We start from the raw sequence: 18,408 nt of genomic DNA, 5'->3' as shown, positions 1-18,408 counted from the left end.
CTTTGCGCCGTCGAGCCTATCTTTCGTCATGAAGATACGGTCGGTGTTGCATGAGGGATTGCGGCGTTTGATCGAGGCGGACGATGGGTCCGGACTCCAGCCGTCTGTCGTTCCCAAGCTGCGACGCATGGTGTCCTTCCTGCAGGACATGCAGCGTGAAGACGAGCTCAAGGCCATCCCTAGCTGGAAAGCACATCGTTTGACTGGAGACCGGAAAGGCACCTGGAGCCTCTTCGTGACGAAAAACTGGCGACTGACCTTCCGGATTGATGGGGCCACGATCGAAATCGTGGATCTTGACTATGAAGACTATCACTAGGAGTGGCGCATGACCGTCGAAGCGGGATATCGGATGAAGTCTCCAGCGCATCCAGGGGAGTTCATCCGCCATGAGATCATCGAGCCTCTTGGCCTCAACGTGACATCTGCGGCCGCTGCCTTGGGCGTCACCCGCGCTGCGCTCTCCGCCTTGTTGAACCAGCGCGCCGGTCTGTCCTCAGAAATGGCCCTTCGCATCGAAAAAGCCTTCGGCGTGTCGATAGACACCTTGATGCGCATGCAGAACAGTTTCGACATCGCGGCAGCAAGGCGCCGTGCGGACGAGATCGTGGTCCAGCCATACAAGGCCGCCGTCTAGCATAGACTGCCACTGTCGGGCGTCTTGGCGCGCCTCTCACCCTCGACGCCAACCCCGCGTTCCCCTAGAACGTCCCAATGCGCATCCGCTCCGACATCTTCGTGTCCGCACTCACCCGCCGCGTCTTCTCCGACGGCGGCTATGCGGCAATCGTCGCCAAGGGCTCGGAGGCATCGGGTGCGATCTTCGTGCGCCAGCGCTTCCGCGATGGCCTGGAGACGCTGTATGGCCCGGCGCCACAGGCCATGATCTGCGAGCAGGATCGCGACGACCGCATCTTCGAGCCGCGCCTGACACGCGCTGAACCCGAGGCCGTCGAGGCGCTGATTGCCCGCGAGCAGAAATTCGACAGTGATCTCTGGCTGGTCGAAATCGAGGTGGAGGATCTCGGCACCTATCTGGTGCTGACAGATCCGAAGAATTGACGGCAGCGTCGGCCATCGCATCCACCCTCCCCTTGAGGGGGAGGGTCGGCGCAAAGCGCCGGGGTGGGGTGACCACCGCGCCGACAGAGGCCCAGGTCGACCACCATTACTCTACGGCTGAAGCCTTGTCCCTTACCGCTTGCGCGCCCGGAGGACCTGGCGCCCATGCTCGTCGCCCACCGGCTGGCGCTTGGGCGAGGCCTGGTTGGCCGCAGCAAGCGGGGTGACGGCTGCGGCCGTCTCGCGCCCGCCGGCATCGCGCGGCTCGGCCGGCAGTTCCTCGCCGGCAAAGGTATAACGGTCGGCGCGGACCCAGCTATCGATCCGGGCCTCGGCCTGATCCGGATCCAGGCTGAACAGCAGGTTTTCCGCCCTGCTCGCATCATTCTCGCGCCGTGCGAGATGCGGATAGATGTGCTCGAGGATGAAGATCGCCTCGCGCTCGTCCATGGCAACGCCGGCAAGCGTCGTGGCAAGCTGCCGGCCGGAAATGTCGAGCAGGATGCGCTCGGCAAGCCAGCGGCTGGAGGACAGCATGTCGGCCAGCGTCGCGGCAAAGAAGCCGCCGTCATGGGCGCGCGCAAAGCGAACGAGAAGCGCCGTCTGCACCGGCGTCGCCTGGCGGCGACCGAGCCGGTCGCTGGCCGCCGGGCGTTGCTGAGCGGCCATGCGCTTGATGGTCTGGCGCAGCGCCTCTTCGCGCGCCACAGGCTCTGGCACGGTCTTCTGGGGTGCAACCGCGCCCGACAGATCGCTCATCTCGAGATCCGCCATCACCTTGTCGAAGCTCGACGGGGCAGTCTTTTGTGGTGGCTCGACTTTCGCCTCTTCCGCCTTTGCCTTTTCCGGGCGCGGCGGCAGCGCATGGCGCAGCGACACCAGCGCGTCGATCACGGTTGGCGACAACCGCTCGCGCTTGACGATGGCGCGGGCATGGTCGGCACCTTGCGTCCGGGCAATCATGATCAGCATGTCGTCCGAGAGCGCAGGCGATGCGGCAAGGAAGGGCGCGGCGATCGAGATCGGTTGGCTGGCGATGAAGGCCGCGACCGAAAGCGGCAGGCTCGGGCTCTGCGAGAGCGCCGCCACGGCCTCGCGCCGGGCTTCCATGGATGAGCCTGCAAACAGCGGCTGGAACAACTCGGCAAATTGTCGGAGCTCCGACTTGCCGGGGAAGGAGAGCGCCTGGAAACTCGTGACCGTGGCCATCAGAACGACATCCTTGTTCCGCGCGCCGGCCGGCCTCTCAAGCTCCCTGAACTGTTCGCTCACGACTACCCACTCCAACGCAATACAGATGTGCGCCAGATTAGAACGAATTTGTTAGCAAGCTGTTAACTAACCTATGGCTTCTTGTGCACAGGCGGATGGCCAAGACAGACGATTCGCCGCATGTTTCCGATATTAGGCATATGCGTACCCCGTTTCGTGGGGTGAACCGCGACAGGGGGAACGCGTCGGAGAAAGGCGCAGATGACCCTGGTTTGTGTGTGACTTTCCGCAACATGAACCGGATTGTGCCGGCCCTCGTAAGCGGAGGGCAGGGCGAGATGACCCTCTCGACCCTCTCGATCTTTCTTCTCGAAAGGAGACGAGCATGGCGGATATCATCAGGATTTCGGATCGGCTGAACCTCGCGCGCCGCGCCGTCCGCACGGGCGGCCACAAGGCTGAGATCCTCTTCTTCACCGGCATTCGCTACGAGCGGCTGGACCCCAACGCCATCTGGCCACGGGTGGAACTGCCGACCCTGCCGGCATTGCCTGCACCGCAAGGCCCCGTGTTCGGCCCCGGTCGTCGGCCCTACTGAAGAGTGGGGCTTCGCTCCAGGCGCTCTCTGAACCCAGTTGGGCCGCGTCATCGAGCAAGGCCGCGCGCGCGTCAAAGGCTTGGCGTTTCAAACCTCATCGCAGCAAGATCCGGTTGGCTCGCTGGCGTTGTGCACAATCTGTGGACGTCGGCGAAGTCATTCACGGAGTATCAATTACTTTTATAACATACAATAAACCATGAAATTGCGGTATATCACTGCAATGCCTCCAGGCCCTGCTTCAGGTCCTGTCTCTCGCGGAGCGCCGCTGACTTAAATGCTGGTGAAGATTGCCAAGGACCGCATCCGCAAGGGCATGTTCGTTGAGAGCGTTGCCTGTCCCAGCCGGGAATTCGCGCAACGCCGTTTTCTCATCAAGACCGACGCCGAACTGAACGACATCATGGCGACCTCTGCCGTCGAGGTGTCGATCAATGTGCTGCTGGGCCTCGACCCGGACGGCCGCGCTCCCGAGGCTCGGCCATCGAAGTCCAAGTCCGATCGGGCCCGTGCCGAGGTGCGCAATGAAATCTCCCAATCGGCCAAGGCGTTGAAGGCAAGCCTCGGCGATCTCGTTGCCGGCCGCTCCGTCGATATGGCGCATCTGACCCAGGCCGCGGAAGACAATGCCGGCATCTGGTCGGATAGCACGGTCGTTGCGCTCGAAGTCACTCGGCTGAAGAGCAAGGACGAAACGACCTATGTGCATTCGCTCGCGGTGAGCGGCATGATGACGCTTCTGGCGCGCTCGCTCGAAATGGATGAGGAAACCACCGGCATCCTCGGCGTCGCCGGCATGTTGCACGATATCGGCAAACTGCTCATCCCAAGCGAGATCCTGACCAAGCCCGGCAAGCTCACCGACCAGGAGCGCCTCGTCATCCGCAATCATCCGGAAGCCGGTTATCGCCTGCTCCAGTCCTATCCGGACCTGCCGCCCGTCGTGCTCGATATCTGCCGCCTGCATCACGAAGCGCTGGATGGCTCCGGTTATCCGCTGGGACTGAAGCAGAAGGATCTGAGTGTGCCGGTTCGCCTCAGCACCGTCTGCGATGTCTTCGAGGCCCTGACCTCGGTTCGCCCCTACAAGCGCCCCTGGACATCGACGGAAGCGCTGGACTGGATGTTCGCAAGACCGCATTTCTTCGATCGCAAGATGGTCATCCGCCTCGGCAGCGTCATCGCCGATGCGCCGCTGCACTGAGCTTAGCCCTGATCAGCGCCCGGTAAACGGCAGGCATTCGGCGTCCGCCAGAAAGCCCTTCGCATCCGCCTCATAGCTTTCCTGCGGGGCAAGAACCCTCAGCACCACATAGCCTTCCGTTCCCGGATGCTCGACAAGGATCGTCTCGGCAAGCGCCGCGATCGGTGTCTTGCGAAGCTGCGCCACCTGCACGGGGGTCGCCACCAGCACATCGAGATCGCCAGCGACCGAGGTGCGGTCGTTCATCGAAAACACCTCATTGGCATCCCGGTCGTAAAGCGCGACCGACCAGAAGTCCACGCCGCCCCCCAGTGCGACGAGCGACAGCGGCTGACGCTCGATGTCGAAATGGCAGACCGCGACCCGGAGATAGGGATCGAGGCTGGAAAGCCCGGCCGCATCCGGCGCTGCCGAAAGCGCATGGAAGACGAAGGGCACGCCTTCCGACGTCACCCGGGTATAGGCGTCGCGGCCGGTGAAATGCGGCACGCCGAGAATGATGATGATGTGCAGCAGCACGGCGCCGAAAAGGCCGGTCAGCACGGCATAAAGAAACTTGCTCATTGGCCGCATCCGACCTGCTCGATCACTGGCATCGACAGGCCCGACAGGCCGGTGGAGGCCGCAGCCGGCGTATCGAGCAGCGTCAGCACCAGCTGAAAGGCCCCGGCATCGGGAATGGCAAGCCAATTCCCAGCCTTCGCCGTGCGCGAGATCACGATGTCAAAGGACCCGTCGCGACGCCTCAGAACCGTCTGCGAATTCTTCGCCGTCGGTAGCTCCGCGCCCGCATTGAGCCGATTTCCATCGGCATCCGCGGCATACAGAGTCCACAGCCGCGTTGCAGGCGTCCGCCCGCTCATCCGGTAAGAACAGGTGCCCGTCAGCGTCAGCCCCTGGGCATCTCGCGCGGCCGTAAACTGCAAACCTTCCGCCGATCCATAAAGCAGCCGCCCGCCCTTCGCCCGATGCGCCTTGGCATAAGGATCCGCCGCCGCCGTCTGCGCCGCCGGAAACGCCCGCCATCCCGCAACCTCGATCGCCCCGAAACCAACGGACGCATTCAGCATCGAAAGCGCCGACAGGATCCCGCCGGCAAAGGCGATGATCAGCGCAGTGGCGACGATGAGCGGAACACGAAACACGGGCGGGACGAAACCTTGAGGACACGGGCGCAGAACGCCAGGCGGCAGTGCCCGAGGGGTATCACTGATTCGGGAGTGAGGGAAGTTTGGGGGTGTGGGGGAGGTGCAAAGCAAAGATGGACAACAGCCCCTCATACGCCTGCCGGCACCTTCTCCCCGCACGCGGGCATTAGGCCGAGATCGAGACCGCTTGCTCCACCCTCTCCCCGCCTGCGGGGAGAGGGCAGGGTGAGGGGCGATTTCCCAACATGAGTGAGTTTTTCGGGCCGGCTATCGCAAAACCCCCGCCGCCAGCGCCCGCTGGATCCCGCGCACATCCGTGCCCTTCTTCAGAGTCTTCGTCACCGGGTCATTCGCGCCGGAAACCCAGATCTTCAACTCGCTGTCGAGATCGAAGGTGCCAGCGGTTTCGACGGAGAAGCGGGTGATGGCCCGGTAGGGCACCGACATATAGTCCACCTTGGAACCGGTGATGCCCTGCACGTCGATCAGGATCAGCCGCTTGTCGGTAAAGACGAAGACATCGCGGATGACCTTGAAGGCAAGCGAAACCTGCTCGCCGTCGATCAACACGCCGTCCAGGCGTTTGGCAAGATCGCCCGGGTCGACGCTCGATCCATGGCCCAGCAATCCGTCGAACAGTCCCATCGTCATCCTCCTGTGGTGTCGAAGCGGAAATGGGAAGGGGGCGCGAAGCCGTCAAGACCGCTTCGGCCGTCCAATCCCCGCCTGGCGCTCAGCCCACCCTCTCGTAAAACGCCTCGATCGTCGCCACTTCGACCCCGAGCTTGGTCAGCGACGCATGCACGCTCATATGCTTTTCGTCATGCAGGATGAACCAGTCGTCGAAGCCGAAACGGGTCTTTGCACCATCGGCATCCGGCACGTCGCGGGCATATTGCCAGCGGAAGGCAGAGCCTGCCTGGTCGCCCTCGGCCACGCCGTCGATCAGGGTTTCGCGCCCCTCGTAACGGTTCTCCTCGCGCTTGAGGATCGTCCAGGTCAGGGTGTCGGAATGGCCGTCATCGAAGAAATAGTCCTCCGTCAGCGACAGGACATTTGCCTCCGGGTCGAAGCGCCCGCGGGCGTCAATGGTAAAGCGGTTCTGGAAGCCGCCGAGCCGACCGATGGTCACACCCCAGCCGCGCAGCGTGCCGGAAAAGAATTCCTCCAGAATGAACCTGGGCTCTCTCTCTGCAAAATCCTCGAGTTTCACGGCATCTCTCCTGGGTTGGGTGTGACGGCATAAACACGGGGGCTGCGGCTGAGGTTCCCTGAAGCCGGAACACACCGCTTTCCCCCTTACCCTTTTCCTCACGCCGCGCTATCTGGTCGTCAGACAACCAATCTTCGAGGAGGATCACCATGGGCAAGCGGATCGTGTTTACCGGCGGCAGCGGCAAGGCGGGGCGCCATGTCGTGCCCTACCTCCTGGACAAGGGCCACAAGGTGCTGAATGTCGACCGCGCCGTGCTTGACGTGCCGGGCGTGCACACGCTCCTGACCGACGTCACCGATCCGGGCGAAGTCTTCAACGCTCTGTCCTGCCATTTTGGCTATGACGGCTATGAAGAGGCGGGTGGCCCGAAGCCGGTCGATGCGGTCGTGCATTTCGCCGCCGTGCCCCGCATCCTGATGCATCCTGACAACAAGACCTTCGCCGAGAACACCGTCTCGACCTACAATGTCATCGAGGCCGCGGCCAAGCTCGGCATCAAAAAGGTCATCATCGCCTCGTCGGAAACCACCTATGGCGTCTGCTTTGCCGAAGGCGACAAGGATTATCACGAATTCCCGCTGACCGAAGATTACGACACCGACCCGATGGACTCTTATGGCCTCTCCAAGGTGGTCAATGAAAAGACCGCGCGTGCCTTCGCCATGCGCTACGGCATCGACGTCTACGCACTCAGGATCGGCAATGTCATCGCGCCGGAAGACTACGCGGCTTTCCCCGGCTATCTCGCCGATCCGCCATGCCGCAAGCGCAATGCCTGGTCCTATATCGACGCCCGCGATCTTGGCCAGATCGTCGATCTCTGCGTGGCGAAGGACGGCCTCGGCTTCCAGGTCTTCAACGCTGTCAACGACACGATCACGGCGACCGTGCCGACCCGCGAGTTCCTGGCCAAGTGGGCGCCCAACACGCCGATCACGGGCGATCTCGACGGCTTTGCTGCCCCGCTCTCCAACGCCAAGATCCGCGATGTCCTGGGCTTCAAGGAAGAGCACGACTGGCGCAAATATGTGAAGGTCTGAGGCCTGCCGGGGATCAAGTCTCGTTCACCCGAATGTCAACCGCCCGGTTCCGATCGGGCGGAACTCATGCTTGAGCCCTCCCGTTATCCCATTGTTATCGTGATGAATACATGAACAAGGGAGACCGATATGGCCCAGGCACGCCGGATGGAATTGCGACTTCTCGACGAGACCGAGAAGGAACTCGTGGAGGCCTCGCGGCATCCGACCCTCGCCGAAGGCACGGATGAGGACCTTTCCAACCTGCGCAAGACCCTGCGCGACCGGCGGGACCGCGCCCGTGATATCGCGAGCCGCCAGCGCCGCGAAATGCGCGGCAAGGCGGCGCCGTCAGGTGCCAAGCCTGCTGCCGAAAATGCCGGCAGTCGCGAGAAGTTCGCGGCCCTTTCCGCCGCCCTCCAGCGCGTTAATGCCGAAGTCGCCCGCCGCAAGCGCTTCTCGTCCCGCGATGAGTTGAAGCGCAATGCCGAAAAGGCGCTGGAGATGCGCCGTGCCGCAAGCAGGCCGAACCGACCAGCGTCCCGCCGCGCGAAGAAGGGCATGCGATCCGTGCCCAACAAGCGTGGCCCGGATCTCGTCAATCCGATGGAGGTCGGCCGCGTCTCGCAATTCGTCAAAGACAGTCAGGCGCGTCGCGACAGCCGCTGATGGCGTGGAAAGACCAAACGAGCCGCACGCCAGGAAGACGCCGGGCGCCCCAACACCGCCCGGCGTTTGGCCTGCAATTTTTGACTGGAAAAATCCAAAAAGACCCAACCGGCGCGGGTGTTTCTGTATATAAGGACATTCGAAACCCCTGCATAAGCGGGGGCCTTAAGGAGTTTGGGGGGAGCTTTGGCGGAGCGCCGTATGCAGATTGCCAATGTCGCGCAAAGTGAAATGCGCGGCCAGAACTTCGTCACCTTCGACGTGGCGATGAACGGGCATCTGATTGCTACGGTCGATGCGCCGCTCCTCTCCGGCCGCATCCTGTGGTCACATGCCGCCATTCATGGCTTCCGTGATTTCGACAGCCGCGAGAAGGTCCTTCTGGAGGCGGAAGTCGACCGGGTGCTCGCGCCGCGCGCACCACCGTCTGCTGACGCCGAACGCCGTCACTGATCCTGCCAATCCTGGTCTTCAGGCATTCCAGCGCGGCAGCTGGGTGGCAACCGCCACCGCGATGGCAAGCGAACAGATCGTTGCCAGGATAAAGGCCAGGAGAAAAAGCGCGCCCGCTTTCAAAAAGCCGATCCCGAGATCCTGCCGAAACCAGCGAAGCTGCGCCTGACCATACCAGAAGATGGCGATGGCGAGCGCAAGCGCGCCAAGCTCCAGACCCCGACCGCCCGGCATGGCGAGCAGGTCGACCGCCAGTCCGACGAGAAAGACAAAGGGAGCAGCCACATAGCACTGGCTGAAGAAAGGCGGCCGGAGCGTCGATCGCGTCACCGGCACCCGCTTTTGCTTGAGCAGGGTCACCGCCATCGCCATAGGAAAGATCCCGAAGATCACGCCGCGCGCGATCAACAGGTTGGAGGTCGAATGCGTCAGCGCCGCCGCCTCGGCAGAGGCCGCACTCGTCGACGGAAAGGCCGTCGACAGGGCCTGGGAGAGAAGCAGCGTGATCAGCAGAAAAAGCGGCGGGCTCACCGTGTCGTCATACTGATCTTCCAGCCGGTCGCTAAGCTCGATATCCGCATAGCGCATCATGCTGAGCGGCCGCGTCAGCGCCCGCCAGAAGGTGAGGGGATAGAAGACCAGCCAGGAGACGAGCTCATAGAGCAACTCCTCCAGCGACTTCAGCAGCCTCATGAAATCCATGCGTTTTCCTCGAGAGTGACCACCCCGCCGACACATCCGGGCACGGCAAGGTTCAGCCTCAGACGATGCCAGCCGTGGCAGCCCGGCGCAAGCCATCCACCTCCCCCTTGAGGGGGGGGGGAGGTCGACGCGAAGCGGCGGGTGGGGGTGACACACGGGCCAATCCCCCTCAAAGACCACCCACCGCGAAGCCTCACCCCACCCTCACCCCGAAGGCGAGGGCGAACCGCGGCCCTTGAGAATCACCCCACCCCCTGCCAGTGTCGCGCACACGCAATGCCTCCGGAGACCCGATGCTCGTACTCTTCCGCAAGACGCCGATCCTCGGCGCGTTCCTGGCCCAGGTCGTGGCCTTGCCGGTCGTGGCGGCCGTAACAGCGCCGCTGTCGACCTCGGTGGAGCGCCTGCCGCTGATCGCCATTGCCCTTGTGCTGCAGGGCCTGATCGCCGCCGGCATCACCCGGGCTCTCGGTCTTGCCCGGTGGTGGCTCCTGATCGCCTTCCTCTTCCCGCTCGCCATGGGCTCCGCCTTCCTCATCGGCAATCTGCCCGCCTGGCCCTTCGGTCTTGCCTTTCTCGCGCTGGCGCTCGTCTTTTCCAACACCACGCGCGGCCGCGTGCCGCTCTACCTCACCAACCGCGAGACCGCCTCGGTACTGACAGACATGATGCGGGATCGGGGCGCGACCCGCGTGCTCGATCTCGGCTGCGGGCTGGGCGGTGTGGTCCGCGCACTCTATGGCGAGGGCAGGCGGGCGCGCGGGGTGGAAAACGCCCCCGCCGTCTATCTCGCCGCCCGCCTTCTCTCGGTCCTCACCGGCAAGGGCGAGATCCGCCGCGGGGACCTCTGGAAGACGGATGTCTCACAGGAAGACATCGTCTACGCCTTCCTTTCTCCCGCCCCCATGGCGGCGCTGTGGCAAAAGCTCTCGACCGAGATGAAACCCGGCAGCCTCTTCGTCTCCAACAGCTTCGCCGTGCCGGATATCGACCCGGACGAGATCTGGGAACTGTCGGACAGCCGCAAGACACGGTTGTTTCTGTATCCGATCGGCGCGAAAGACTGAGGCTTGCTGCAGGGATCGCGAACGACGCGTTTGCCCTGTTAGGAGAAGGCGTCCTGCGGCAATCGTTTCACCAGAAAGTCCGTGAAACGCCTGACCTTCGACGCGATGTTCTTGTTGGCCGGATAGACGGCATGTATGGGCACCGAGCCGATCTCCCATGAGTCGAGCACACGAACAAGACGACCGTCCCGGATCTCTGGCCCGATCTCGAACATCGGCAGCAGCGTGAGGCCGGCGCCGGCAACGGCCACATCTCTCAACGTAATGCCGTCATTGGCGAGATACCGAGGCACGATGGGGATGCGCAGCGTCAGACCGTCCCTCTTGAGCACCCAAACATTGCCCCAGCGCAGGCCGGAAAAGTGCAGGCATGCGTGGTCCGCAAGTTCGATGGGCTCTGTCGGCGCACCATGCTTTTCGAGGTATTCAGGCGCGGCACAAATGATGAGCGGTGAATCGCCGATATGGCGGGTGATGAGATTGGGCTCGAGGACAATGGTCCCGCGAATGGCCAGATCATAGCCCTCATCGATCAAATTGATCGCCCGGTGGGAGAAGGTGACGTCGATGGAGACGGAAGGATTGCGCTTGAGGAACTCGGCGATGATCGGAGCCATGTGCATCTGCGCGAACTCGGGTGGCACGGTCATTTTCAGCCGGCCGACCACCTCTTCCTGATAGCTCTGTGCCGCACGCTCGGCCTCGCGGACCTGCGGAATGATGCCGATCAGTGATTGGAAATAGGCGGCCCCGGCTTCGGTTAGGACCACAGCGCGTGTTGAGCGCTGCAAAAGTCGAACACCGAGCTTGGCCTCGAGCGCCTGAACCTGAGCGCCCACCGTGGCCCGCGACATGCCCAGTTCCTCCGCCGCTTTGGTGAAGCTCAGATGCTTCGCGACAGTGATGAAGGACGCGAGGCCTTCCAACGGGTCGACGGACCGCATGGTCGTTCTTCCATACAATGATGCTCGATGATCGGTCTTATCATTTCAGGGTTCCTTGATAAACCGGGCGCACCAACATCGGGTCTCGGAGAAGAACATGAAAGCCTTCGTCGTCACGGCGATCTCAAGGGTTCGCCACACGCAGACCTGCCGGGTTCGTGTCGGCGCTCACGCCGATCATGCCTTTGGCAGAGCTGACTTTCGACAGGACATCCCGTCTTCGGGCGAGGAGCCGCGTCGCTGGTTTCACGCCCGCCAAATGCGCGCTTTCAAAAGCTCCAGGACCGAATTGGCCTGACCAACATCATGCAAAACCAATGCTGGAGCGCGTGGCTCAACACGCCCCACCAAAGCAACGAAAGGAATAGAAAAATGACCGCAAATGCCGATAGTCTCTGGTTTATGAACGCCCATCTGCTGATCCATCTGAAGCAGTCAGACAACGCGGAACGCATGTCGATCATCGAACATCGCATGGCCAAGGATTTCGGGCCGCCTCTGCATGTGCACCATCAGGAAAGCGAAACCTTTTTCATCCTGGAAGGCCGGTTCCGCTTTCAGTGCGAGGGCCAGGTGACCGAGGCCGTCAAGGGCGACACCATCCATATGCCAAAGGGCAGCGTCCATACCTTCCGGGTCCTGTCGGACCACGGCCGCTTCCTCACGATCACCAATGGTCCCTTCGAGGACATGGTCCGTGCCGCAGCCCAACCGGCCGAAACCGATGAACTGCCCGAGCAACTGCCGCCGACCCCCGAGCAACAGCAGGCGCTGGCCCAGATCTGTGGCGCGCACGCCATCGATCTCGTTGGACCGCCGATTGCATGAGGAATGCTGACTAGTGCCGTCCATGGATAGCTATGCGGCGGCACTGTCCTAGTCTTCCGGCCTGAATATTACTCACGCCACCACGCGCTCTGCCTCATCCGGCACGCTCACACGCCAGCTGTTGCGGCCGTCGCCCTTTGCGGCGTAGAGCGCCCGGTCGGCGGCGTCCAGCAGGCGTTCGAAATCGCCCTCACGCTGGATCGGCCCGCAGGCGGCACCCACGCTGATCGTGACATGCGCATTGCGGTCGCCGGTATAGGCGTGGGCGACGCCAAGCTGGCGCACGGCCCGGCGCAGGCTTTCGGCAAGGGCTGCTGCGGTATCCGGATCGGCATCCGCCATGATCGCCACGAACTCCTCGCCGCCATGGCGGGCGAGGTGGGCTTCGATCGGTAGCGCCCGGCGCATGGCGCGCGCGACGCGCTTCAGGCAGTCGTCGCCGGCGCCATGGCCATAGGCGTCGTTATAGGCCTTGAAGTGGTCGACATCGGCCACCAGCAGCACCACGCGTCTCGCCGCATCCGGCGTCTCGGCCATCAACCGTGTCAGCTCCATCTCGGTGCCGCGGCGGTTTGACAGGCGGGTCAGCGGATCGGTGACGGACAGCCGGGCCAGATCCTTGTTCTGGCGGGAGAGTTCGCGTTTCAGCGCCTCGTTTTCTTCCATCTGCAGATGGCTGGTCAGCGCCTCCACCTCAAGCTGGTAGGAAACGAGCAGCGTCATGATGACGGTCGGCATGTAGACTGCCAGATGCTGGATCACATAGGAGGGCGTGGCGCCCTCGATGAACCAGATCGCCGAATAGTTCAGGCAGAAGGTGAAGATGCTGGCGCGCAGCGCCGGCCGGAAGGGCGAGGCGGCTGCAATGGTGATCGCCATCTGGAAGCTCGTCGCGGCGTAGAAATAGGTGAGCACGCCGGGGCTCGAACTCGACACCAGGATCACGCACCAGCAGACATTGGCAAAGAGCGCCACCAGGATCGCGGCGATCTCCTTCTTCTCCACCGGATGGTCGGCACCGATATAGGCGAGAAGGCCGATGGCGATCGGCAGCATGACGCCGAAGCGCAGCGTCGCCGACAGCATGGTGACATCGCCCAGCAACCAGAGATCGAAAAGAAAACAGCCGAGATAGAAGACGAGGACACAGAACACGGCAGCACGCAACATTCGGCTGCGCAGTGGGGCCCGGGATTCCAGAAAGGCCGCATATTGCTCCACCGTAAGGCGGGGTCGTGCGGGAAGTCCGAGCCATCTCATCATGGATGTCCAATCACCGATTGAAATATGGGTCATTCGAAAACGAGGCCAAGCTAGGGGCGGCCCCCTTAATTTGGGGTGAAGGCCCTGTGCCAATACGAGAAATCATGGATGAACAAAGAGCCTATGGTGAATGAAACGTAAATCTGCGCGCTGATCTGCGCGGTCGCCGCGCAAAGCTGTTTCAATTCAGGATGGTATTGGGTGTCCGGCGGCTTTGGCGGGCGGTAACGGGCGCAAGGACAGCCGAATCAGACCTGTCGACGTCGCAGATCAGGGGCGGGCTCGTTACCCACCCGTAAACCTGCAATTGTCTTAACGTGTGGTTGCGCCGGTCGTTTGCGGCTCGACGGCCGCCTGGGCGGTGCCGGCGGCGGGTGCGGCAAGCGCCTCCGCTGCCTTCAGCCGTGCAGCCATGTCGCGGATCAGCCGTGTCGATTGCGCCGAAAGCGAGCGCGGGCGCACCATCGGCGGCAGCGCATCCGGATTGGCGGCGTCGGCCACTTCAGGCTTTTCTTCCCGTTCCGGCATGGGCTGGTCGATGCCGAAAATCGGCTTCAGGTCGATGCCCTGATGGGCGTAATCCATCAGCTTCTTGAACGTCATCGCCGGCAGCGAGCCACCGGTCATGTTGTTGGTCGAGGTATAGTCGTCATTACCGAACCAGACGGCGGCCGTGTAGTTGCCGGTATAGCCGACGAACCAGGCGTCGCGGTAAGCCTGCGTCGTACCGGTCTTGCCGGCGGTCAAGACCCCGTCGACAGCGGCGCGCCGCGCCGTGCCGATATAGGGGATCTTGGTCATCATCTGGTTCATGTAGAGCGCGGCTTGCTCGGTCAGGATCTGCTCGGCCACCGGTGCGTCGCGCTCGAATTCATAGAGCACCTCGCCGGCATAATTGCTGATCTGGGCAATGCCGTGCCGGCGCGAGGCCTTGCCGCCGGCCGGCAGCACCGCATAGGCGGTTGCCTGGTCCATGACGGTCACTTCGGCGGTGCCGAGCGGAATGGTCACATCCTTCTTGATCGGCGTCTCCACACCCATGGCCTTGGTGGTCTGGATGATGGCGTCGATGCCGAACTTTTCCTTGGCGAGCCGCACCGGGATCGTGTTGATCGATTTCGCCAGCGCCGTTTCCATGGTCACCCGGCCGGAATAGCTGCGGCCGTAATTCTGCGGGCTCCAGTTGCCCCAGGAGACGGGGCCGTCGGTCACGACAGTCTCGGGCGTATAGCCGTTCTCCATGGCAAGCGCGTAGGTGTACATCTTGAAGGACGAGCCCGGCTGGCGCAGCGCCCGTGTGGCGCGGTTGAACTGGCTTTCGCCATAGTCCCGTCCGCCGACCATGGCCCGGACTGCGCCGCCGCCTTCGATCATCACAAGCGCGCCCTGGCGGACATTGTAGCTCTCGCCATATTCGCGCAGCGACGAGGCAACCGCCTCTTCCGCTGCCTGCTGCAGGCCAAGATCGATCGTGGTGCGCACGACGAGCGTGTGATCCTTGAAGCGGGCGGCAATCCGCTGCACTTCCTCAAACGCCCAGTCGAGGAAGAAATCGGGCGCTTCCTTTTCGTCGCGGTCGATGACGGAGGCCGGGTTGCGCCGCGCCGCGACCACCTGGCCCTCGGTCATCAGCCCGCTCTGCACCATGTTGGTCAGAACGTCATTGGCGCGCGCGCGCGCTGCCGGCAGGTTGACATGCGGCGCATATTTTGCCGGCGCCTTGAAGAGGCCGGCGAGCATGGCCGCTTCCGCCAGCGTCACCTCGGTGATGTTCTTGCCGAAATAGAATTGCGAGGCCGCGGCCGCGCCAAACGTGCCGCCGCCCATATAGGCGCGGTCGAGATAGAGCGACAGGATCTCTTTCTTCGAGAGGTTCGCCTCGAGCCAGAGCGCCAAATAAGCTTCCTTGATCTTGCGCTCGATCGACCGCTCATTGGTGAGGAAGAGGTTCTTCGCCAGCTGCTGCGTCAGCGTCGAACCGCCCTGGACCACTTCGCCGGCCTTGGCATTCTCGCTCATGGCGCGCGCAAGGCCGAAGAAATCGATGCCGAAATGCTCGAAGAAACGGCGGTCTTCGGTCGCCAGCACGGCTTTGACCAGATGGTCCGGCAGCTCGTCGACCGGCACGGAATTCTCGTGAATGATGCCGCGATGCCCGATCGTATTGCCGTAGCGATCAAGGAAAGTGACGGCGAAATTGTCGTGGTTGCGCCAGTCTTTCTTCGTCTCCTCGAAGGCCGGCTGGGCAAGCGCCAGCAAAACGACCATACCGGCGGTACCGAGCGTCATGGCTTCGCCGGCAATCTCGAAGCCAAGCTTCTTCAGCCCCCGCACACGGAAGCGGCGGAAGAAGATGCTGATCTCCTCCCAGGTCTCAGCCAGATCATAGCCGGCGTTCCACAGGGTTGAATCGAGCCAGCTGTCGATCTTGAGGAAGACGTGGCGCTTCAGTTTCTGCGGCTTTTGGGCCTTTGCCTCGGGCCGCGCGGAGGTTAGCCGATCGTCTCCGTCGGCAGCGCCCAGGCGCTCAACCGGGTCCAGATCGTCAGGCTTGTCGCTATCGGCCACCGTGGCTTTTCCCGAAAACTTGTTGTCCGCTCCCTTGACGCGCCCGCCGATTGGGATCAGGACCCAGGGGATCAAGGGGCATGTCGTCTTCCATGAGTGATGGGCGATTTGCCGCCAAAGAACAAGCGGTTTCACGGGCCATGGTGAACCCGGTCGAGGTGAGGGCGCGCTTTTGACGACAAGCGTTGCACCCCTGCCACCGGCCCGAAGCGGGCAACCGCCGGGGCTGTGATCATAAAGCGCCAATGCCCCTGGAAACGACAGTCAGTTGAACGAGCCGATGACCGAACAACCCTTCTGGAAAACCAAGACGCTCGCCGAGATGAGCAATGCCGAATGGGAGAGCCTCTGCGACGGCTGCGGCCTCTGTTGTCTCAACAAGCTGGAGGACTGGGACACCGGCGAGGTCGTCTTCACCTCGGTTGCCTGTCGCCTGCTCGACGGCGACAGCTGTCGTTGCTCCGACTACGAAAACCGCCAGGCCACCGTGCCCGACTGCATCCAACTGACACTGCAGGGCCTGCGCGAAATCCAGTGGCTTCCGCCGACCTGCGGCTACCGCCTGATCGACGAAGGCCTCGACCTCTACTGGTGGCACCCGCTGGTCTCGGGCGACCCCGAAACCGTGCATCAGGCCGGCATCTCCGCCCGCGGCCGCACGATTTCCGAAGAGGGCCTCGATGTCGAAGATCTCGAGAATTACGTGGTGGACTGGCCCATGCATGTGGGTGAGGAGCGGCGGTAGGGATGGTCGATCGCTGAGAGGAAACCTTTTCCGGTTATCCCATTCCCAGAAACACGGCGAGATTTCGCGTCACCGTCTGCATTGTCTCGTCTCGGACCCGACCGATAACCCGCCCTATACGCTCACGTTTCACTGACATGGCCTTATCGATCATAACCCAGGACGGCTGAATGAGGCCATTCTCCGCGTCAGGCTGAACCAGCACGCGGAGGAGGGGCGCTTCAACGTCTGTGCTCGTGACGAGAAGCACTGTGACCGTCCCAGTGTCGGCAAACCTGTCGCTCTGGATAATGAGCGCCGGACGCGGCTTGCCGAAGTCGCCGGACATCGCGACAGTGGCCAGATCTCCGCGTCTCACGCATGCGGCTCTTGTGCAGTTTCACCAAGATCCGCCAGGGCCTCATCGAGGAAGGCGTTCAGATCTCCATCCGCCGCGTCCATCTCAGCTGTCAGCTTCGCCTGTCGCGCACATTCCTCCGCAAATCCGGAACTCCGTGTGTCTGGTAGCCAGATCTGGACGGGACGCAACCCCTGCGCCCGCAGGCTCTCACGCCTCTTCTGCACGCGCCTGCTGACAGATGCAGCCATGATGTATCTCCCTGAGCTTCCGTTACATGTAACGAATTTCGAGCCTGGCGGCAAGGCATGAACGCCTTTGTGTTTGACCTGTGCCTCAGGCACCTGCCCCTATCACCCCCACAACTCCGGCCGCATCCACGCATCCGGCAGCACCATTCGACCGACGAGATCATGCTCACCGCCATCAGCCTCATTTCCCGGCTCATTTCACTCCACCTTCTGCATCGACCACAGTGTCTTCACGTCGCTCCCACCAGGGGCAAGGCCCAGGCCGGTGCCAGAGCCGGGGCCGAAACCGGCTGCAGAGGGCGCGTTCGAAAGCGCGTAGGCCGCCTCGCGGGCAAAGTCGAAGGAGAGCTTGTTGAGCCGGGGCGAGGTGCCGTATTCGGGCGCCTTGGGACCGCTGCTGGCGACCGTGATCGAGCCGTCATCGGTCTTGGTGATCGGCGGGATCTCCTGCAGGGGCTCGCCGGTCTGCAGGTCATAGATGCGAAGCCCCGCAACCAGCTGCGGCCCGTTCGGCCGCCGGACCCCGTCGATCGTGACTTCCGCTCCAGTCAGCTGCTGCAGGCTGAGCCGGCTGCGGAGGAAGACGGAATAGACGACGATTTCGGCGCGTGCCGGGCGCGTGCCTTTGAACAGCGGCGTTAGCTGGTCGCGCACATGCGGGGTAATATGCGCATTAATCGCCTGCTGCATGGCTGCCTGCTTGGCCGCCTGGTTGGTCAGCCCGAGCCGCGTTCCGAGCCCATCGACCGCGGAAGACGAAACCGAGCGGTTGATGTCCCCCTCCAGATCCGACACCAGGAGCGGCTGGTTCAGCCTCGAATAGTCGACCGTGATCTCGGCGAGCGAATACTGGTTGAGAACGCTGTGGATCTGCGGTGCGGGTGGCGCCTGGCAGGCCGCAAGCAGCGACAGCATGGCGGCGGCAAGCGCGCGGCGGCACGGAGCCAACACCAAGAGCGGGGACAACGCGGCACGCAACAAGGACATCGGCAATCTCCGTCTCAATGTCTTCCGCCTGGCGCGAAGACCGCAACTGCAGGGTTTTGAGGATGGAAGGCTATGACGAAAACCGCGCCCTGTCTTGGCAGGGCAGAGGTGAAGTGATCGGTTAACCACAATATC

General features: G+C 62.8%; 24 protein-coding genes. 12 read left to right on the top strand and 12 right to left on the bottom strand.

Features of this window, described 5'->3' with window-relative positions; translation table 11 throughout:
• The first annotated feature begins 28 nt into the window (after positions 1 to 28).
• The 3 genes from C0V73_RS19160 to C0V73_RS19150 all read left to right on the top strand — a co-directional run bounded on the left by C0V73_RS19160 (position 29) and on the right by C0V73_RS19150 (position 1,062).
• The gene (locus tag C0V73_RS19160; RefSeq protein ID WP_102021592.1) at positions 29 to 319 is read left to right on the top strand and encodes a type II toxin-antitoxin system RelE/ParE family toxin; all 291 of its coding nucleotides are present in this window, start codon (positions 29 to 31) and stop codon (positions 317 to 319) included.
• A gap of 9 nt (positions 320 to 328) precedes the next feature.
• A complete protein-coding gene (locus C0V73_RS19155) occupies positions 329 to 637 on the top strand; it encodes a HigA family addiction module antitoxin (protein ID WP_102021591.1) in 309 nt (102 codons plus the stop codon).
• A 77-nt stretch (positions 638 to 714) separates the two neighbouring features.
• On the top strand, positions 715 to 1,062 hold the full coding sequence (locus C0V73_RS19150; protein ID WP_102021590.1) for a DUF1491 family protein: 348 nt from the start codon (positions 715 to 717) through the stop codon (positions 1,060 to 1,062).
• 132 nt (positions 1,063 to 1,194) lie between these two features.
• On the opposite strand, the gene C0V73_RS19145 is transcribed toward C0V73_RS19150, so the two are convergent.
• Positions 1,195 to 2,334: a DUF2336 domain-containing protein gene (locus tag C0V73_RS19145; RefSeq protein ID WP_245408029.1), complete on the bottom strand. Its 1,140-nt coding sequence runs from the start codon at positions 2,332 to 2,334 to the stop codon at positions 1,195 to 1,197.
• 325 nt (positions 2,335 to 2,659) lie between these two features.
• Between C0V73_RS19145 and C0V73_RS19140 the strand changes: the two genes are divergently transcribed.
• On the top strand, positions 2,660 to 2,872 hold the full coding sequence (locus C0V73_RS19140) for a hypothetical protein (RefSeq protein ID WP_102021589.1): 213 nt from the start codon (positions 2,660 to 2,662) through the stop codon (positions 2,870 to 2,872).
• 277 nt (positions 2,873 to 3,149) lie between these two features.
• Entirely contained in the window at positions 3,150 to 4,076 is a 927-nt protein-coding gene (locus tag C0V73_RS19135; RefSeq protein ID WP_102021588.1) for an HD domain-containing phosphohydrolase, read from the top strand.
• A gap of 12 nt (positions 4,077 to 4,088) precedes the next feature.
• Here C0V73_RS19135 and C0V73_RS19130 read toward each other — a convergent pair whose 3' ends face one another.
• The 4 genes from C0V73_RS19130 to C0V73_RS19110 all read right to left on the bottom strand — a co-directional run bounded on the left by C0V73_RS19130 (position 4,089) and on the right by C0V73_RS19110 (position 6,437).
• Positions 4,089 to 4,640, bottom strand: coding sequence for a DUF1254 domain-containing protein (locus C0V73_RS19130; RefSeq protein WP_102021587.1), 552 nt, complete (start codon positions 4,638 to 4,640; stop codon positions 4,089 to 4,091).
• The gene (locus tag C0V73_RS19125; RefSeq protein ID WP_102021586.1) at positions 4,637 to 5,221 is read right to left on the bottom strand and encodes a DUF1214 domain-containing protein; all 585 of its coding nucleotides are present in this window, start codon (positions 5,219 to 5,221) and stop codon (positions 4,637 to 4,639) included. Before C0V73_RS19125 ends, C0V73_RS19130 begins: the two co-directional genes overlap by 4 nt.
• Before the next feature lie 270 nt (positions 5,222 to 5,491).
• The gene (locus tag C0V73_RS19115) at positions 5,492 to 5,869 is read right to left on the bottom strand and encodes a PH domain-containing protein (protein WP_102021584.1); all 378 of its coding nucleotides are present in this window, start codon (positions 5,867 to 5,869) and stop codon (positions 5,492 to 5,494) included.
• Positions 5,870 to 5,957: 88 nt separating this feature from the next.
• Positions 5,958 to 6,437: a DUF3833 family protein gene (locus tag C0V73_RS19110; RefSeq protein ID WP_172450232.1), complete on the bottom strand. Its 480-nt coding sequence runs from the start codon at positions 6,435 to 6,437 to the stop codon at positions 5,958 to 5,960.
• Between the two features lie 149 nt (positions 6,438 to 6,586).
• On the opposite strand from C0V73_RS19110, the gene C0V73_RS19105 reads away from it, so the two are divergent.
• From C0V73_RS19105 to C0V73_RS19095, 3 genes are all read left to right on the top strand, one after another.
• Positions 6,587 to 7,480 (top strand): NAD(P)-dependent oxidoreductase, encoded by an 894-nt coding sequence (locus C0V73_RS19105; RefSeq protein WP_102021582.1) that lies wholly within the window; start codon positions 6,587 to 6,589, stop codon positions 7,478 to 7,480.
• Between the two features lie 129 nt (positions 7,481 to 7,609).
• Positions 7,610 to 8,128 (top strand): hypothetical protein, encoded by a 519-nt coding sequence (locus C0V73_RS19100; RefSeq protein ID WP_102021581.1) that lies wholly within the window; start codon positions 7,610 to 7,612, stop codon positions 8,126 to 8,128.
• Positions 8,129 to 8,329: 201 nt separating this feature from the next.
• Positions 8,330 to 8,581 (top strand): hypothetical protein, encoded by a 252-nt coding sequence (locus C0V73_RS19095; protein WP_102021580.1) that lies wholly within the window; start codon positions 8,330 to 8,332, stop codon positions 8,579 to 8,581.
• Positions 8,582 to 8,599: 18 nt separating this feature from the next.
• Here the strand turns inward: C0V73_RS19095 and C0V73_RS19090 are convergent, their stop codons facing one another.
• Positions 8,600 to 9,283, bottom strand: a complete 684-nt coding sequence (locus tag C0V73_RS19090; protein WP_102021579.1) for a permease — start codon at positions 9,281 to 9,283, stop codon at positions 8,600 to 8,602.
• A 293-nt stretch (positions 9,284 to 9,576) separates the two neighbouring features.
• Here C0V73_RS19090 and C0V73_RS19085 point away from each other — a divergent pair, with 293 nt between their 5' ends.
• A complete protein-coding gene (locus C0V73_RS19085; RefSeq protein ID WP_102021578.1) occupies positions 9,577 to 10,350 on the top strand; it encodes a class I SAM-dependent methyltransferase in 774 nt (257 codons plus the stop codon).
• Positions 10,351 to 10,388: 38 nt separating this feature from the next.
• On the opposite strand, the gene C0V73_RS19080 is transcribed toward C0V73_RS19085, so the two are convergent.
• Entirely contained in the window at positions 10,389 to 11,294 is a 906-nt protein-coding gene (locus tag C0V73_RS19080; protein ID WP_102021577.1) for a LysR family transcriptional regulator, read from the bottom strand.
• A gap of 97 nt (positions 11,295 to 11,391) precedes the next feature.
• On the opposite strand from C0V73_RS19080, the gene C0V73_RS19075 reads away from it, so the two are divergent.
• Positions 11,392 to 11,592 (top strand): hypothetical protein, encoded by a 201-nt coding sequence (locus C0V73_RS19075; RefSeq protein WP_102021576.1) that lies wholly within the window; start codon positions 11,392 to 11,394, stop codon positions 11,590 to 11,592.
• A gap of 74 nt (positions 11,593 to 11,666) precedes the next feature.
• Positions 11,667 to 12,122: a cupin domain-containing protein gene (locus tag C0V73_RS19070; RefSeq protein WP_172450231.1), complete on the top strand. Its 456-nt coding sequence runs from the start codon at positions 11,667 to 11,669 to the stop codon at positions 12,120 to 12,122.
• Between the two features lie 72 nt (positions 12,123 to 12,194).
• Here C0V73_RS19070 and C0V73_RS19065 read toward each other — a convergent pair whose 3' ends face one another.
• Positions 12,195 to 13,385, bottom strand: coding sequence for a GGDEF domain-containing protein (locus C0V73_RS19065; protein ID WP_245408028.1), 1,191 nt, complete (start codon positions 13,383 to 13,385; stop codon positions 12,195 to 12,197).
• Between the two features lie 312 nt (positions 13,386 to 13,697).
• The gene (locus C0V73_RS19060) at positions 13,698 to 15,908 is read right to left on the bottom strand and encodes a PBP1A family penicillin-binding protein (protein WP_102021730.1); all 2,211 of its coding nucleotides are present in this window, start codon (positions 15,906 to 15,908) and stop codon (positions 13,698 to 13,700) included.
• Positions 15,909 to 16,233: 325 nt separating this feature from the next.
• Between C0V73_RS19060 and C0V73_RS19055 the strand changes: the two genes are divergently transcribed.
• A complete protein-coding gene (locus C0V73_RS19055) occupies positions 16,234 to 16,698 on the top strand; it encodes a YcgN family cysteine cluster protein (protein ID WP_102021729.1) in 465 nt (154 codons plus the stop codon).
• A gap of 34 nt (positions 16,699 to 16,732) precedes the next feature.
• On the opposite strand, the gene C0V73_RS19050 is transcribed toward C0V73_RS19055, so the two are convergent.
• The 3 genes from C0V73_RS19050 to C0V73_RS19040 all read right to left on the bottom strand — a co-directional run bounded on the left by C0V73_RS19050 (position 16,733) and on the right by C0V73_RS19040 (position 18,273).
• The gene (locus C0V73_RS19050; RefSeq protein WP_102021573.1) at positions 16,733 to 17,056 is read right to left on the bottom strand and encodes a type II toxin-antitoxin system PemK/MazF family toxin; all 324 of its coding nucleotides are present in this window, start codon (positions 17,054 to 17,056) and stop codon (positions 16,733 to 16,735) included.
• The gene (locus C0V73_RS19045) at positions 17,053 to 17,286 is read right to left on the bottom strand and encodes an antitoxin MazE family protein (RefSeq protein WP_102021572.1); all 234 of its coding nucleotides are present in this window, start codon (positions 17,284 to 17,286) and stop codon (positions 17,053 to 17,055) included. The genes C0V73_RS19050 and C0V73_RS19045 overlap by 4 nt, the downstream gene beginning before the upstream one ends.
• Before the next feature lie 198 nt (positions 17,287 to 17,484).
• Positions 17,485 to 18,273, bottom strand: a complete 789-nt coding sequence (locus C0V73_RS19040) for a hypothetical protein (RefSeq protein ID WP_102021571.1) — start codon at positions 18,271 to 18,273, stop codon at positions 17,485 to 17,487.
• Between the last annotated feature and the right edge of the window lie 135 nt (positions 18,274 to 18,408).

The organism is Rhizobium sp. TH135, from assembly GCF_002855515.1.
Lineage (GTDB): Bacteria > Pseudomonadota > Alphaproteobacteria > Rhizobiales > Rhizobiaceae > Allorhizobium.
This window is presented reverse-complemented; position numbering and strand designations above follow the sequence as displayed.

What these genes read in the sequence shown, in the direction of transcription:
- C0V73_RS19160 (WP_102021592.1), top strand. Translation starts at nt 29, where the DNA reads ATGAAGATACGGTCGGTGTTGCATGAGGGATTGCGGCGTTTGATCGAG.
- C0V73_RS19155 (WP_102021591.1), top strand. Translation starts at nt 329, where the DNA reads ATGACCGTCGAAGCGGGATATCGGATGAAGTCTCCAGCGCATCCAGGG.
- C0V73_RS19150 (WP_102021590.1), top strand. Translation starts at nt 715, where the DNA reads ATGCGCATCCGCTCCGACATCTTCGTGTCCGCACTCACCCGCCGCGTC.
- C0V73_RS19140 (WP_102021589.1), top strand. Translation starts at nt 2,660, where the DNA reads ATGGCGGATATCATCAGGATTTCGGATCGGCTGAACCTCGCGCGCCGC.
- C0V73_RS19135 (WP_102021588.1), top strand. Translation starts at nt 3,150, where the DNA reads ATGCTGGTGAAGATTGCCAAGGACCGCATCCGCAAGGGCATGTTCGTT.
- C0V73_RS19130 (WP_102021587.1), bottom strand. Translation starts at nt 4,640, where the DNA reads ATGAGCAAGTTTCTTTATGCCGTGCTGACCGGCCTTTTCGGCGCCGTG.
- C0V73_RS19115 (WP_102021584.1), bottom strand. Translation starts at nt 5,869, where the DNA reads ATGGGACTGTTCGACGGATTGCTGGGCCATGGATCGAGCGTCGACCCG.
- C0V73_RS19105 (WP_102021582.1), top strand. Translation starts at nt 6,587, where the DNA reads ATGGGCAAGCGGATCGTGTTTACCGGCGGCAGCGGCAAGGCGGGGCGC.
- C0V73_RS19100 (WP_102021581.1), top strand. Translation starts at nt 7,610, where the DNA reads ATGGCCCAGGCACGCCGGATGGAATTGCGACTTCTCGACGAGACCGAG.
- C0V73_RS19095 (WP_102021580.1), top strand. Translation starts at nt 8,330, where the DNA reads ATGCAGATTGCCAATGTCGCGCAAAGTGAAATGCGCGGCCAGAACTTC.
- C0V73_RS19090 (WP_102021579.1), bottom strand. Translation starts at nt 9,283, where the DNA reads ATGGATTTCATGAGGCTGCTGAAGTCGCTGGAGGAGTTGCTCTATGAG.
- C0V73_RS19085 (WP_102021578.1), top strand. Translation starts at nt 9,577, where the DNA reads ATGCTCGTACTCTTCCGCAAGACGCCGATCCTCGGCGCGTTCCTGGCC.
- C0V73_RS19080 (WP_102021577.1), bottom strand. Translation starts at nt 11,294, where the DNA reads ATGCGGTCCGTCGACCCGTTGGAAGGCCTCGCGTCCTTCATCACTGTC.
- C0V73_RS19075 (WP_102021576.1), top strand. Translation starts at nt 11,392, where the DNA reads ATGAAAGCCTTCGTCGTCACGGCGATCTCAAGGGTTCGCCACACGCAG.
- C0V73_RS19070 (WP_172450231.1), top strand. Translation starts at nt 11,667, where the DNA reads ATGACCGCAAATGCCGATAGTCTCTGGTTTATGAACGCCCATCTGCTG.
- C0V73_RS19065 (WP_245408028.1), bottom strand. Translation starts at nt 13,385, where the DNA reads ATGATGAGATGGCTCGGACTTCCCGCACGACCCCGCCTTACGGTGGAG.
- C0V73_RS19055 (WP_102021729.1), top strand. Translation starts at nt 16,234, where the DNA reads ATGACCGAACAACCCTTCTGGAAAACCAAGACGCTCGCCGAGATGAGC.
- C0V73_RS19045 (WP_102021572.1), bottom strand. Translation starts at nt 17,286, where the DNA reads ATGGCTGCATCTGTCAGCAGGCGCGTGCAGAAGAGGCGTGAGAGCCTG.
- C0V73_RS19040 (WP_102021571.1), bottom strand. Translation starts at nt 18,273, where the DNA reads ATGTCCTTGTTGCGTGCCGCGTTGTCCCCGCTCTTGGTGTTGGCTCCG.